Below are 14,245 nucleotides of genomic sequence, written 5' to 3' on the forward strand. Positions count from 1 at the left end.
GTCCCAACCGCCATCACCCAGAGTTGCCACCGAGGCTCAAACGCTACAACCTACTCATCTCTCGACGACGGGCGACGGTGGAGACCACCTTCGCTACCCTCAAACGCCGGATGCGGCTGACCTACATCCGTTACGTCGGTCTCATGAAGGCAAGCGGACAAATCCTGCTCGCCTCCATCGCATTCAACATGAGGAAATGGGCCGCGATCGCGGCCTGAGCCGCCCGCCGAGGGCGACAATCACAGTCTTGGCCGGAGCCTGTCGCGACCCAGACCTTCTCTCTCGACGTCTTCAGCCTCAAAAGCCAATAGCGCAACAGGCCCACAAGGGGAGAGGGCACAGCAATGCGCATCGCAAGATGCAATCGACCTCTGTTCGATAAGTCTCTAAAACAGACGCATGCTCGGACGTATCTTCACGGTTGGTGGTTACACGCTGCTCTCGCGGCTGACGGGATTTGCCCGCGACATCATGCTCGCGGCGATTCTCGGCGCCGGCCCCGTGGCCGACGCCTTCTTCGTGGCGCTGCGGCTGCCCAACCATTTCCGTGCGATCTTTGCCGAGGGGGCCTTCAACGCGGCCTGGGTGCCGGCCTATGCGCACGTCCACGGCGAGCGAGGGGAGGGGGCGGCAAGGTTGTTCGCCGACCGCATCTTCACGCTGCTGCTGGCCTCGCAGGTGGTGCTGCTGATCGTCGCCTGGCTGTTCATGCCGCAGGCCATGAGCATTTTGGCGCCCGGCTTTTCCGAGGACGCCGAACAGCGCAAGCTCGCGATCGAACTGACCCGGATCACCTTTCCCTACCTGCTGCTGATCACGCTGGTGACGCTCTATGGCGGCATGCTCAACGTGATGCAGCGCTTCGCGAGCGCCGCAGCCGCGTCGATCTTCCTCAACATCTCGATGATGATGACGCTGGCGCTCGCCGCCTGGTTTCCCAGTGCGGGCCACGCCGCCGCCTGGGGCGTCCTGATCTCGGGCTTCCTGCAATATGTCCTGCTCGCCGGCGATCTCGCCCGCCATGGCGGCCTGCCGCGCTTTGCGCCGCTCAAGCTCGACGAAGACGTCCGCGCATTCTTTAGGGCGTTGGGACCCGCGACGCTGGGCTCGATGGGCACGCAGCTCGCGCTCTTTGCAGACACCATCATCGCGACCTTCCTGCCCGCCGGCGCGTTGTCGGCGCTCTATTACGCCGACCGCCTCAATCAGCTCCCGATCGGCGTCATCGGTATTGCTATCGGCACGGTGCTGCTGCCGGAGATGTCGCGGCGGATCACGGCCAACGACCATGACGGCGCGATGAAGGCGCAGCGCCGTGCGTTCGATTTCACGCTGCTGTTCTCGGTGCCGTTTGTCGCCGCCTTCCTCACCGTGCCCGACGCGATCATGCGCGCGCTTTTCGCCCGCGGTGCGTTCTCGAAGGCCGACGCCGCCGCTGCCGGCGCCACGCTCGCGGCCTATGCCATTGGCCTGATCCCCTTCGTGCTGATCCGCAGCGCGGTCGCGACGTTCTACGCGCGCAAGGACACGGCGACGCCGGTACGGGCGTCGCTGACCGGCATCGCGGTCAACGTCGCCTTGAAAATTGCCTTAATGGGATCGCTGGCCCAGATCGGCCTTGCGCTGGCAACCGCCGTCGGCGTCTGGACCAACCTGCTGCTGGTGCTGTTCTTCGCCGTGCGGCGAGGCTTTCTCGTGCTGGACCGCGCCTGGCTGTTGTCGCTCGCCAAATTCCTGCTGACCGGGCTCATCCTGGCCACTGCCTTCTGGCTCATCGCGCGCTTCGGCGGTCCTTCGCTGGGCGCGATGCACTTCCGGGACGAATTGACGCTGCTTCTGCTGGCCGTCGGGGGCACGATCGTCTATGCGCTCGCCATCCTCGCGCTGTTCGGCCGCCGCTGGCTGGTCTCGCTGGTGCGGGGTTAACTTTTTCATATTTTCTACGCATTGACGGCTCGACCTTGTCGGCACGGGCCAGTCTCGATCGTCCTTGGATGGACACATCTCGGAAGTGCGGTGGATGGACCCTGCACAATTGACGTGATGCCGTCATCTCGAGCCGGCAAAATCGAACCAGGAGCACTGTTTATGAGGATCACCGTCGAAACCAACGTAGCAGCCCCCATCGATCAGGTCTGGCGCGCTTATACGACGCCGGCCGACGTCATGAAGTGGAACGCCGCGTCCGACGACTGGCATACGACCAAGGCGACCGTCGACCTGCGAGAAGGCGGTGTCTTCTCGTCGCGCATGGAGGCCAAGGACGGCAGCATGGGCTTTGACTTCGCCGGGACCTACACGAAAATCATCGAGCACAAGCGGATCGAATACGCGTTCGGCGAGCGAAAAGCTGAAGTCGAGTTTGTGCCCGGCCCGAAGGGCGTTCTCGTCCGCGTGGTCTTCGATGGCGAATCGACGCATTCGGTCGAGCAGCAGCAAGGCGGTTGGCAGGCAATCCTCGACAGCTTCGCACGATACGTGGAAGCGAAACAGAAGAAGTCGTGAAGGGCGTTGACGGGCGTCGTCGGCTTCGGCGCCCGGCACCCTCAGGTAGGGACTCGCCTCCAGGATGCAGCGAACCTCCACACATCTCTTGATTTTGGGCGATTGCTGTGGTAATCGCAGCGCATGATCAAATCAGTGCGCAAACTCAACTGCATTCACATGACCCGCTTCGGCTGGGCCGTGGAAGGAGTCGCGCGCTAAGAATTCGACGACGACATCTTTCCACCAGGCCCCGCCGGCATCGGACGGGGCCTTTTGTTTGGCCACGCTCCCTGCCGGCACAACAGCAGGAGCATGCGATGCCACCCCAACAGACGAACATCCCATCCGAGGCCGAGGGGCTTCCCCTCGAACTTGCATCGACGCGGAGCACCCTAGGCTCGCTCGCGCAATACTGGCGTGCGCTCCAGGACTGGCGTGGGCGGCAGGGTCCACAAATCGCCTTGCAGGACCTGAGTGACAGGGAGCTGATGGATATCGGCCTAACGCGTGGCGAGATTGACTACATCTCGCCGGAACGGGCTGTCGATAGGCTGAGAGACAATGCGAGGACCCTGTGGGGCCGCGGTGGGATGTGACAGACCAGCGGTCCTGCCGACATTCGCAGCGACTAGGAGAGGAGGCGACGATGATGTCGCATGCGCCGGGTGCCCCGGCGGACTTGGAAATCCGCCGATTGACTGTCGATGATCTCGACCTCTTTCGTGACATTCGCGCGGAGGCGCTTCGGACGCACCCTCAAACGTTTGGTTCTGCCGAAGAGGACGAGGGCGGAGAGGCGATGCTGACTGCCTATCGGCATTGGCTCAGCGGAGCGATCCTTGGCGCCTTCTGGCGGGGAAATCTGATCGGAGTCGCGGGCTTCTACGTGTCGCCAGCTCTTCGGTCGCAGCCCAGGGGTCACATCTTCACGGTTTACGTGAGGGAAGATGGCCAAGGTAAAGGAATCCGAAATCGACTCGTCAAGGAGCTTCTTGACCATGCCGAGGCACGCGTCGAGCAGGTACATCTTGAGGTCCTGCTCGAAGCAACCGTTGCGATCAGGACCTACAAGCGCAATGGATTCGAGGTCTACGGCACGGATCCCGCTGCAGTCCGCATAGGTCATATCACGTATGACAAATATCTTATGGTCAGGAAATTCGGCCATTGAGGGGCAGCTGCGCGTCAGGGTTGCCCGAAGGCCCGAGGGCGGTTCGAATCATCGGCCTTGACAGGCGTGGCCCGCCGAAACCCGTTTGCCTTGCCAGTTTTTCCACGGCAATATGCCGGCAAAACAACCATGAGAAACGGGACGAGAAAATGGCGGCTCCCATCAAGTTCGGCGTTGGCCAAAGTGTGTTGCGCAAGGAGGATGACGCGCTGATCCGCGGCAAGGGCCGCTATACCGACGATTATGCGCCGCAGGCCGCTTTGCGCTGCCTGATGCTGCGCTCGCCGCATGCGCATGCCAAATACACTATCGATGCGAGCCGCGCCCGCGGCTTGCCCGGCGTTGCGCTGATCCTGACCGCGGCCGACGTCGCCGATCTCGGTGACCTGCCGTGCCTGTTCAATCTCGAGACCGACCCGTTCAAGGGCCCGCCTTACCCGATCCTCGCCAAGGACGAGGTGCGTCATGTCGGTGATTCCATCGCCTTCGTGGTCGCCGAGACCATCGACCAGGCCCGCGACGCGATCGAGGCGATCGACGTCAAATGGAGCCCGCTGCCGGCGGTGACCGGGGTCGTCAACGCCGTGAAGAAGGGCGCAGCGTTGGTCTGGCCGGACAAGCCCGGCAACGTGCTGTTCGACGTCTCGATCGGTGACAAGAAAGCGACCGAAGCGGCGTTTGCCAAAGCGCATACGGTGGCCGAGATCTCGATCGTCAATCCGCGCGTGGTCGCGAACTTCATGGAAACGCGCGCGGCAGTGTGCGAATACGACGCCAAGCGCGACCATCTGACGCTGACGGTCGGCAGTCAGGGCAGCCATCGCCTGCGCGATATCCTCTGCCAGAACGTGCTCAACATCCCGACCGACAAGATGCGGGTGATCTGCCCCGACGTCGGCGGCGGCTTCGGCACGAAGCTGTTTCCCTATCGGGAATACGCCCTCCTGGCGGTCGCCGCGCGAAAGCTGAAGAAGGCGGTGAAATGGGCGGCCGACCGCACCGAGCATTTCATGGGCGACGCGCAGGGCCGCGACAACGTCACCACCGCGAAAATGGCGCTGGCCGAGGACGGCAAATTCCTCGCGATGGATTGCGACCTCATGGGCGACATGGGCGCGTATCTGTCGACCTTCGGGCCCTATATCCCGCATGGCGGCGCCGGCATGCTGCCGGGCCTCTACGACATCCAGGCGTTCCACTGCCGTGTGCGCACCATCTTCACCAACAGCGTGCCGGTCGATGCCTATCGCGGCGCCGGGCGGCCCGAGGCTGCTTACGTCATCGAACGTCTGGTGGACGCCTGCGCGCGAAAACTCGACATGACGCCGGATGCCATCCGCCGCAAGAATTTCATTCAGCCGAAGGCGCTGCCCTACAAGACCGCGACCGGAAAGGTCTACGATTCCGGCGACTTCGCTGCGCATCTGAAGCGCGCGATGGAGATCGCCGAGTGGAAGGAGTTTGGCAAGCGCGCCAAGGCGGCCAAGAAGAACGGCCTGATCCGTGGCATCGGACTTGCGAGCTATGTCGAGGTGTGCGGCACCATGGGCGAGGAGACCGCCAATGTGCGGATGGACCCCAATGGCGATATCACCATCCTGATCGGCACCCAGTCGAGCGGGCAGGGCCATCAGACCGCCTATGCGCAGATCGTCGCCGAGCAGTTCGGCGTCGCGCCCGAGCGCGTGCACGTCCACCAGGGCGATACCGACATGATCGCCACCGGTCTCGGCACCGGCGGCTCGGCTTCGATTCCGTCAGGCGGTGTCAGCGTTGAACGTGCGACCCGCGAGCTCGGCGCGCGGCTCAAGGAGATCGCGGCGCAGGCATTGGAAGCCAGCGCCGGCGACCTCGAGATCACCGATGGCCTGGTGCGCATCGCCGGCACCGACCGTTCGATCTCGTTCGCCGATCTTGCCAAGCGTCCCGGCGTCGATCCATCGAAGCTCAATGCGAGCGCGACCTTTGCCAGCGCCGATGGCACCTATCCGAACGGCACCCATGTCGCGGAGGTCGAGATCGATCCGGCCACTGGCATCATCAAAATCGTCAACTACGTGATCGTCGACGATTTCGGCATGACGCTCAATCCGCTGCTGCTGGCGGGCCAGGTCCATGGCGGCGCGATGCAGGGCATCGGCCAGGCGCTGATGGAACAGGTGGTCTATGGCGCGGGCGACGGCCAGCTCGTCACCGCGACCTTCATGGACTATGCGCTGCCGCGCGCGGCGGACGGGCCGGACTTCGTGTTCGAGACGGCCAACGTCCCCTGCAAGACCAATCCGCTGGGGGTGAAGGGCGCGGGCGAGGCCGGTGCCATCGGGTCCTGCCCGGCCGTCGTCAATGCCATCGTCGACGGGCTCTGGCGCGAATACAAGATCGACCACATCGATATGCCGGCGACCCCGGAGCGGGTGTGGATCGCCGTCAACGAGCACCATCGCCGTCACAGCCTGTGACAATTTTTCACGGAATGAAATCTGCGGAGCGGTGTTGGCCCCATTGAGGGGTCGGCACGATCGTGCAGCACGGCGATCCTGCATCAAGGCAATCCTGCATCAAGGAAAGGGACTTTGCGAATGAAGCGAGTGTTGGTTGTTGGGGGCGCGCTCCTGCTCGGCATGGGCGCGGTTTGGGCACAACAGGACTCCGTCAAGGAGGTCCAGACCCTGATGAAGGGCAACGGCAAGAACGCCGGCGCAGTGGCGGCGATGGTCAAGGGCGAGAAGCCCTACGACCAGGCCACGGTGGACAGCGCGCTGGCACAGTTCGAGGACACCGCCAAGAAGTTGCCGAATCTGTTTCCCGCGAGCGCAAAGGGCATGAAGCCCGAGGGCGACTATAGCGCCTCGCCGAAGGTCTGGGAGGACAAGGCCGGATTCGATGCCAAGGTCGCGAGCTTCGCCAAGGTCGTTGGCGAGGCCAAGGGCAAGATCAAGGATTTGGACTCGCTCAAGGCGAATTTCCCCGCGGTCGGCAAGGAATGCGGCGGCTGCCACGAGACGTTTCGCGTGAAGAACGGTTGACGGAAGGAAAAGATTTGTAGCCCGGATGGAGCGCAGCGCAATCCGGGAATCCACACGAGCTGACAGACTGCCCCGGATTGCGCTTCGCTCCATCCGGGCTACTGGGAATCAAGAAGGGCGGCCCTGCGAAAGCAGCCGCCCTTTTTATTGCGTCGCGTGTCGCCGCTGGAAATTCTATCCGCAAGGCCTGACGGATCGCTGCCGAAGCAGTTATCTTTGCTCCAACCGCCGCGGCATTGGCGTGAGCTTTTGACGCCGACGCATCCCGCGACTCATTCAGGACATCAGGAGTTCCAACCCGCGGCGAGCACCTCAATCAGCAACAGCGAGACAAGCCATGGTCAAACCGTTCCCGTCGAAGACGCACATCGGCAACCATATGCTGCATCCGGAAACGCTGATGCTGACCTATGGCTACGATCCGCAATTGTCGGAAGGCGCGGTCAAGCCGCCGGTGTTCCTGACCTCGACCTTCGTGTTCAAGACGGCCGAGGACGGGCAGGACTTCTTCGATTTCGTCTCCGGCCGGCGCGAGCCGCCGGAAGGGATGGGCGCGGGCCTAGTCTATTCGCGCTTCAATCATCCCAACAGTGAAATCGTCGAGGACAGGCTCGCGATCTACGAGCGCACCGAGAGCTGTGCGCTGTTCTCATCCGGCATGGCGGCCATCGCGACCACGATCCTGGCGTTCGTCCGCCCCGGCGATGTCATTCTGCATTCCCAGCCGCTCTATGGCGGGACCGAAACCCTGCTGACGAATACGCTTGCGCGTCTGTCGATCGGCGCCGTCGGCTTCGCCGATGGCGTTGACGAAGCTGTGGTCAGCCAGGCCGCGGAGGAGGCCATGCGCAAGGGCCGGGTTTCGATGATTCTGATCGAAACTCCGGCCAACCCCACCAACGGGCTGGTCGACATCGCGATGATGCGGCGTGTCGCCGAGACCATCGGAAAGACCCAAGGACACGTTCCGATCATTGCCTGCGACAATACGCTGCTCGGACCGGTGTTTCAGCGGCCGATCGAGCACGGCGCGGATATTTCGCTGTACTCGCTCACGAAATATGTCGGCGGACATTCAGATCTGATCGCGGGCGCCGCGCTCGGCGCGAAGGCGGTGGTGAAAGGCATCAAGGCGCTCCGGGGCGCCATCGGCACCCAGCTCGATCCGCATTCCTGCTGGATGATCAACCGCTCGCTCGAGACGCTGAGCCTGCGCATGGAAAAGGCGGATGCGAATGCGCGCCTCGTGGCGGACTATCTGCGCGATCATCCAAAAGTGGCCAAGGTGCACTATCTCGGTCATCACGAGGCGGCGTCGCCGGATGGACTTGTGTTTGCGCGGCAATGCACAGGGGCGGGGTCCACGTTCTCGTTCGACATCGTCGGCGGCAAGGCCGCCGCCATGAAATTCCTCAATGCGCTGCAGATCCTCAAGCTGGCGGTGAGCCTCGGTGGAACGGAGTCGCTTGCGAGCCTGCCCGCCACCATGACCCACTCCGGCGTTCCCGCCGACATCCGCCGGAAAATCGGTGTGCTCGATTCCACGATCCGGCTGTCGATCGGCATCGAACACCCGTCGGATTTGATCGCCGACCTCGCGCAGGCGCTGAACGCAGCCGAACCTGAGGTGTGATGTCTGCGCCAGGGTTACGGGGAATCGAAAAGGGCGGCTGCTATGGCAGCCGCCCTTTTGCTGGTCTGTGCGAAGTTTACTTCGTCACCTGACCGCGGATCTCGCCGCCTGGATTGGCCGCGGTGTGGATGTTGACGTAGAGCTTGCCGCCGAGCAGATCGGCGGCCTGCGCGTCGGTCAGTGTCGCCGAGCCCTCGGCCGGGCTGGTGGCAGCGCCGGGAATCGGGATCGCGACGCCGGCGTTCTTGCCGGGCTCGGCGGGTCCGTGGAAGTGCGCAGCGGTGGCGGGGCCGGACAGGCCGGAATAGGTGACTTTCCAGGACAGCTTCTTGCTGGCGGCGTCGTAGTCCAGATCAGCCGTTCCGGTGCCGCTGCTGGTCGTTGCGGGGACCTCGGACTTGGCGTCGAGCGTTGCTTTCAGCTTTTCCGCGCTGGCCGAACCCGCAAAAGCAACGGCGCCAAGCACTGACATGGCGATGACGATCTTGTTCATGGTTTTTCTCCCTGCTGAACCCGTTTGGGCTGCCAAACTTCCAACAGCCGGCATTTCAGTTTATTCCCGTTTCAGGCCGCGGTGGGCTAAATTCTTCGTGGCTGGAGCCGCGAGGGCATCGGTCATAAGCTTCGCCGCGACGACGAAAGGACCGCATGTTGCGACGAACAATCTCCGTGGCGCTGCTCGCCGCACTCGCTGCAGCGGGCGTCTATTGGTGGCTCAGCGCGCCGGTGGTGGCGGCCGCCGGCACCGCGCCTGCCCGCGTGCCTGATCTTGCCAATGGCCAGGTGATGTTCAACGCCGGCGGCTGCGCCTCATGCCATGCCGTCCCCGACCAGCCCGATCGTCTCAGGCTCGGCGGCGGCGTCGCGATCAAGTCGCCGTTCGGAACGTTCTACGCGCCGAATATCTCGTCCGATCCGACGGACGGCATCGGCAAATGGAGCGAGGCCGAATTCGTCAACGCGGTGATGCACGGGGTCGGGCCGGACGGGCGGCATTATTTTCCGGCCTTTCCCTACACGTCCTATCAGCACGCCAGGCGCGAGGACGTGCTCGATCTCTTTGCCTATCTGAAAACGCTGCCGGCCGTTGCAGGCAAGGTGCGCGACCACGACGTGCGCTTTCCGTTCAACATCCGGCGCAACGTCGGCATCTGGAAATTCTTATTTCTGGACGGCAAGCCCTTCGTCGCCAACAGCGCGAAGTCGCCGCAGTGGAATCGCGGCGCTTATCTCGTCAACAGTTTTGGCCATTGCGCGGAATGCCACAGCCCGCGCAATGCGCTTGGCGGCATCATCGCCGGACAACGCTTCGCTGGCGGTCCCAATCCGGAAGGCGAGGGATGGGTGCCCAACATCACCCAGAAGGGCCTCGGCGAGTGGAGCGCGAAGGATATTGCCTATTTCCTGAAGACCGGCGAATTGCCCGACGGCGACAGCGTCGGCGGCGCGATGACGCGGGTGATCAAGAACACCTCGCAATTGCCGGAGGACGATCTCGCGGCGATGGCGGATTATCTCAAATCGCTGCCGCCGGTGGACGGTCCGCCGCGTCCCAAGCGCAAGGAGGGCGGCGCCTGATCAGGCCCGCCCTTTTCCGGACGGTCAACTCGCGCCAAACGCCTTGAAGGTGATGATGGTGAGGGTGTCCTGGATGCCGGGCAGCACCTGCACCTTCTCGTTGACGAAGTGGCCGATATCGGTGTCGTTGTCGACGTAGAACTTCACCAGCAGGTCGTATTGACCGGCCGTGGAATAGATCTCGGAGGCGATCTCGGCTTCGGCAAGCGCATTGGCGACCACATAGGATTGGCCGAGCTTGCATTTGATCTGGACGAAAAAGGGAACCATCGCGGTCACTCCGAAAGCATATCTGGCGGCTAATAGGCCAAACCCGGCCGGATTTAGCAAGCGAACTTGCTGGGTTGAGGCAGGCGCGCTAGGACGGGCCATGGCTTCGAAAACGCGGAAAATCGCCCCATGACGACGCCCGTCGCGCTGACCATTGCCGGCTCCGATTCGAGCGGCGGCGCCGGCATCCAGGCCGACCTGAAGACCTTTGCTGCGCTTGGCGTCTTTGGCGCTTCCGCCATCACGGCGCTGACCGCGCAGAACACCCGCGGCGTCACCGGCATTCACGCGGTGCCCGCCGAATTCGTCACCGCGCAGATCGACGCGGTGTTTTCCGATCTCGAGGTCGGCGCGGTCAAGATCGGGATGGTGGCGCAAGCGGCCAGCATCGATGCGATCGCGGCCGCGCTGTCGCGCTGGGCACCCCGGCATGTCGTGCTCGATCCCGTGATGGTGGCGACATCGGGTGATCGCCTGCTCGCCTCCGAAGCCGTCGACGCGCTGCGCATCAAACTGATGCCGCTGGCCTCGGTGATCACACCCAATCTGCCCGAGGCCGCGGCTCTGCTCGACGAACCGGTCGCGGCCAGCGAGGCTGAGATCGAGAGCCAGGGGCGCCGACTGCTGGCGCTCGGTTGCCGGGCAGTCCTGATCAAGGGCGGGCACGGCGAGGGCGCCGAGAGCATCGACTATCTCGTCGATGCCAGCACCACGATCGCGCTCGCCGCGCCGCGCGTTGCCACTCGCAACACCCATGGCACCGGCTGCTCGCTGTCCTCGGCGGTCGCCGCCGGGCTCGCCAGGGGCGAGGATCTCGAGCACGCCGTGCGCAACGCCAAGACCTGGATCAGCGCGGCGATCGCGGCCGCCGACCGCTTCAGCGTCGGTCACGGCCACGGCCCGATCCATCATTTCCACAAATTTTACTGACGCCGCTCGCGAGCGCGCCGCAGTTCCGGGTTCTTGCGGAGGGCGCTGAGGCGCCATGTCGCCTGATTGTCGCATGCGACTGATATTCGCGGGGTGGGCGAGGCAAGCGCGATTCGTATCCGAAGGTGCCTCAAAGGTTCAATTGGTCATCCCCCTGTCACGGGACATTGTTACAGGCTGGCGCATGGGAAGTTACGATGTGAGTGACGAGAGCCCGGAGCGGCGCTTTCGCACGTTGTTCATCTCCGACGTTCATCTCGGAGCCCGCGGTTCTCAAGCCGACCTTCTGCTCGACTTCCTGCGTTTCCATGATGCCGACACGATCTATCTCGTCGGCGACATCGTCGACGGCTGGGCGCTGAAATCGAGCTGGCATTGGCCGCAATCGCATAACGACCTGGTCCAGAAGCTTTTGCGCAAGGCGCGCAAGGGCGCCAAGGTGATCTACATCCCCGGCAATCACGACGAGTTCCTGCGCAACTATTACGGCACGCATTTCGGCGGCATCGACGTGGTCGAGAACACCGTCCACACCGGTGCGGACGGCAAGCGCTATCTCGTCATCCACGGCGACATCTTCGACCTCGTGGTGCAGAACGCACGCTGGCTCGCCCATCTCGGCGACAAGGCCTACGACTTCGCGATCCAGCTCAATCGCTTTGTCAACTTCTTCCGGCGCATGTTCAAGGTGCCCTATTGGTCGCTGTCGCAATGGGCGAAGCAGAAAGTCAAGAACGCCGTCAACTATATCGGCGCGTTCGAGCAGGCGCTCGCCGCCGAGGCGCGGCGCCACGATGCCGACGGCGTGATCTGCGGCCACATCCATTACGCGGTGATCCGCGACGAGGGCGGTATCCGCTACATGAACTGCGGTGACTGGGTCGAGAGCTGCACGGCGCTGGTCGAGCACGACGACGGCCATTTCGAGATCATCACCTGGGCGGACCAGGCCGAGAAGCCGGCACAGGTCCCGCAGGTTGCAGCCAGAGCTGCATGACAAGGGCAGCCTGATGCGCATCCTGGTCGCGACCGACGCCTGGCACCCGCAAGTCAACGGTGTGGTTCGGACGCTGACCAAGCTTGCCGACGCCGCCAAAAGTCTCGACGTCGAATTCTCGTTCCTGACGCCGCAATCGTTCCGCACCTTTGCGATGCCGAGCTATCGTGACGTGCGGCTGGCCATGCCGCGCCCGGGCAGAATCGCGAAGCTGATCGAAGAGGCGCATCCGGACAGCATCCACATCGCGACCGAGGGGCCGATCGGCCTGATGGTCCGCCGCTATTGCCGCCAGCGCAAGCTACCCTTCACGACCAGCTTCCACACCCGCTTTCCCGAATATGTCCGCGCCCGCGTGCCGGTGCCGGGCTCGCTGATCTGGCGGGCGCTGCGCCGATTCCACAGCCCCAGCCGCGCCGTGATGGCGGCAACGCCGGCGCTTGCCTGCGAGCTGACCGAGCGCGGCTTCGACAACGTCGTGCTGTGGCCGCGCGGCGTCGACACCCATTTGTTCCATCCCCGCGCGATTGATCTGTGCCTGCCGGCACCGGTGTTCCTCTCGGTCGGCAGGGTGGCGGTGGAGAAGAATCTCGAGGCGTTCCTCGATCTCGACCTGCCCGGCACCAAGGTAATCGTCGGCGATGGTCCGGCGCGTGTCGCGCTGGAAGAGGCCTATCCGGACGCGATCTTTCTCGGCGAAAAGCACGGCGAGGAGCTGGCGGACATCTACGCGGCCGCCGATGTCTTCGTGTTTCCGAGCAAGACCGACACGTTCGGCCTGGTCCTGCTCGAAGCGCTGGCGAGCGGCCTGCCGGTTGCGGCGTTTCCGGTGAAGGGGCCCCGCGACGTGATCGGCGATGCGCCGGTCGGCGCGCTCGATCACGATCTGCGCAGCGCCTGCTTTGCCGCGCTGGACATCTCCCGGCAGGACTGCGTGGAATTCGCCGCCAACTACACCTGGGAGGCCTCGGCCCGGGCTTTTATCGACAGCATTTTGGCGGTCGGCGCGGTGCTGCCGGGCCGGAACGGGGCGGAGCCGGCGCGATTCGTCGCCTGAGGCCCCAGAATGCTCGCGCGGAGATGCCTTGCCCGCGCCTCATCCGCCGCGATAACATCGGGCATGACAGAACAGCTCCTCCCGATCGGCCCTGCCGATATCGATGCCGCAGCCCGCGTGATCGCACCCTTCGCCGTCCGCACCCCGCTGTTGTCCTTTCCCGTGCTCAACGAACGCGTCGGCGCAAAGGTCTATCTCAAGCCGGAGATGCTCCAGCGCACCGGCTCGTTCAAGTTCCGCGGTGCCTTCAACAAGGTCGCCTCGATCCCGCAGGACAAGCGCGCCGGCGGCGTGGTCGCGTTCTCCTCTGGAAACCATGCCCAGGGCGTGGCGGCGGCGGCCAAGATCCTCGACATGCAGGCGACCATCGTGATGCCCGCGGATGCGCCGTTGTCGAAGCGCGAGCGCACCAAATCCTACGGTGCCGAGGTCGTGCTGTACGACCGCGACCGCGACGACCGCGAGGCGATCTCGCGCGGCATCGCCGAGAAGCGCGGCGCGACGCTGGTCAGGCCCTATGACGATCCCTTCGTGATCGCCGGCCAAGGCACCGCCGGCCGCGAGATCGCCGAGGACATGGCGGCGCTCGGCCTCGCGCCTGACATCGTGGTGGCGCCGGCCTCCGGCGGCGGCCTGATCGCGGGCGTCGCGACGGCCGTGAAGGCGCGCTATCCGCTGGCGCAAATCGTCGTCGCCGAACCCGAGGCTTTCGACGATCACGGCCTGTCCCTGACCGCAGGTCATCGCGAGCCGCACGGGCCGGCAGGCCGCACCATCTGCGATGCGCTGATGGCCCTGATCCCCGGCGAGATGACGTTCGCGATCAACAGCAAGCTGCTCGCGCGCGGCGTGACCGCGTCGGACAAGGAAGTCGGCGCGGCCGTCGCGTTTGCCTATCGCGAGCTGAAGCTCGTGGTCGAACCGGGCGGAGCGGTCGGCCTGGCCGCGCTGCTTGCGGGGCGACTTGATGTTGCCGGCAAGAATGTCGTCATCGTGCTCTCCGGCGGCAATGTCGACGCTGATTTGTTTGCGGAGCTGGTGGCCTGATACTCTAAATCTTCTGACATGAAGAAGGGCAGAGCGTCACCGCTCTGCC

The 14,245-nt window shown here is 64.0% G+C and carries 15 protein-coding genes; 13 read left to right on the plus strand and 2 right to left on the minus strand.

Translation table 11 applies throughout. From position 1 onward, the window contains the following. The 8 genes from BRA1253DRAFT_RS45710 to BRA1253DRAFT_RS34765 all read left to right on the plus strand — a co-directional run. A partial coding sequence (locus BRA1253DRAFT_RS45710) for a transposase (protein ID WP_007602008.1) occupies positions 1 to 218 on the plus strand: 218 nt, incomplete at its 5' end. 181 nt (positions 219 to 399) lie between these two features. Further along, complete coding sequence (gene murJ, locus BRA1253DRAFT_RS34735) at positions 400 to 1,926, plus strand: murein biosynthesis integral membrane protein MurJ (RefSeq protein WP_007602011.1); 1,527 nt, start codon at positions 400 to 402, stop codon at positions 1,924 to 1,926. 162 nt (positions 1,927 to 2,088) lie between these two features. Then, positions 2,089 to 2,505: an SRPBCC family protein gene (locus BRA1253DRAFT_RS34740; protein ID WP_007602012.1), complete on the plus strand. Its 417-nt coding sequence runs from the start codon at positions 2,089 to 2,091 to the stop codon at positions 2,503 to 2,505. Positions 2,506 to 2,804: 299 nt separating this feature from the next. Further along, positions 2,805 to 3,083: a DUF1127 domain-containing protein gene (locus BRA1253DRAFT_RS34745; RefSeq protein ID WP_007602013.1), complete on the plus strand. Its 279-nt coding sequence runs from the start codon at positions 2,805 to 2,807 to the stop codon at positions 3,081 to 3,083. 50 nt (positions 3,084 to 3,133) lie between these two features. Beyond that, complete coding sequence (locus tag BRA1253DRAFT_RS34750; protein ID WP_007602014.1) at positions 3,134 to 3,658, plus strand: GNAT family N-acetyltransferase; 525 nt, start codon at positions 3,134 to 3,136, stop codon at positions 3,656 to 3,658. Between the two features lie 149 nt (positions 3,659 to 3,807). Continuing rightward, positions 3,808 to 6,117: a xanthine dehydrogenase family protein molybdopterin-binding subunit gene (locus tag BRA1253DRAFT_RS34755; protein WP_007602015.1), complete on the plus strand. Its 2,310-nt coding sequence runs from the start codon at positions 3,808 to 3,810 to the stop codon at positions 6,115 to 6,117. A 120-nt stretch (positions 6,118 to 6,237) separates the two neighbouring features. After that, positions 6,238 to 6,684: a cytochrome c gene (locus BRA1253DRAFT_RS34760; protein WP_007602016.1), complete on the plus strand. Its 447-nt coding sequence runs from the start codon at positions 6,238 to 6,240 to the stop codon at positions 6,682 to 6,684. A gap of 337 nt (positions 6,685 to 7,021) precedes the next feature. Continuing rightward, entirely contained in the window at positions 7,022 to 8,317 is a 1,296-nt protein-coding gene (locus BRA1253DRAFT_RS34765; protein WP_007602018.1) for a cystathionine gamma-synthase family protein, read from the plus strand. 76 nt (positions 8,318 to 8,393) lie between these two features. Here BRA1253DRAFT_RS34765 and BRA1253DRAFT_RS34770 read toward each other — a convergent pair whose 3' ends face one another. Then, complete coding sequence (locus BRA1253DRAFT_RS34770) at positions 8,394 to 8,810, minus strand: CHRD domain-containing protein (protein WP_007602019.1); 417 nt, start codon at positions 8,808 to 8,810, stop codon at positions 8,394 to 8,396. A 155-nt stretch (positions 8,811 to 8,965) separates the two neighbouring features. Here BRA1253DRAFT_RS34770 and BRA1253DRAFT_RS34775 point away from each other — a divergent pair, with 155 nt between their 5' ends. Further along, complete coding sequence (locus BRA1253DRAFT_RS34775; RefSeq protein ID WP_007602020.1) at positions 8,966 to 9,895, plus strand: cytochrome c; 930 nt, start codon at positions 8,966 to 8,968, stop codon at positions 9,893 to 9,895. Positions 9,896 to 9,919: 24 nt separating this feature from the next. On the opposite strand, the gene BRA1253DRAFT_RS34780 is transcribed toward BRA1253DRAFT_RS34775, so the two are convergent. Beyond that, positions 9,920 to 10,165 carry an Lrp/AsnC family transcriptional regulator gene (locus BRA1253DRAFT_RS34780; RefSeq protein WP_007602021.1) on the minus strand — a complete coding sequence of 82 codons (246 nt, stop codon included), beginning with the start codon at positions 10,163 to 10,165 and terminating at the stop codon, positions 9,920 to 9,922. A gap of 129 nt (positions 10,166 to 10,294) precedes the next feature. Between BRA1253DRAFT_RS34780 and thiD the strand changes: the two genes are divergently transcribed. The 4 genes from thiD to BRA1253DRAFT_RS34800 all read left to right on the plus strand — a co-directional run bounded on the left by thiD (position 10,295) and on the right by BRA1253DRAFT_RS34800 (position 14,196). Beyond that, a complete protein-coding gene (gene thiD / locus BRA1253DRAFT_RS34785) occupies positions 10,295 to 11,095 on the plus strand; it encodes a bifunctional hydroxymethylpyrimidine kinase/phosphomethylpyrimidine kinase (RefSeq protein WP_007602022.1) in 801 nt (266 codons plus the stop codon). A 184-nt stretch (positions 11,096 to 11,279) separates the two neighbouring features. Then, a complete protein-coding gene (locus tag BRA1253DRAFT_RS34790) occupies positions 11,280 to 12,092 on the plus strand; it encodes a UDP-2,3-diacylglucosamine diphosphatase (protein WP_007602023.1) in 813 nt (270 codons plus the stop codon). A gap of 13 nt (positions 12,093 to 12,105) precedes the next feature. After that, positions 12,106 to 13,149 carry a glycosyltransferase family 1 protein gene (locus BRA1253DRAFT_RS34795; protein WP_007602024.1) on the plus strand — a complete coding sequence of 348 codons (1,044 nt, stop codon included), beginning with the start codon at positions 12,106 to 12,108 and terminating at the stop codon, positions 13,147 to 13,149. Positions 13,150 to 13,212: 63 nt separating this feature from the next. After that, a complete protein-coding gene (locus BRA1253DRAFT_RS34800) occupies positions 13,213 to 14,196 on the plus strand; it encodes a threonine/serine dehydratase (RefSeq protein WP_035994560.1) in 984 nt (327 codons plus the stop codon). Positions 14,197 to 14,245: the final 49 nt, after the last annotated feature.

This window comes from Bradyrhizobium sp. WSM1253, from assembly GCF_000244935.1.
GTDB classification, from domain to species: Bacteria; Pseudomonadota; Alphaproteobacteria; order Rhizobiales; family Xanthobacteraceae; genus Bradyrhizobium; species Bradyrhizobium canariense.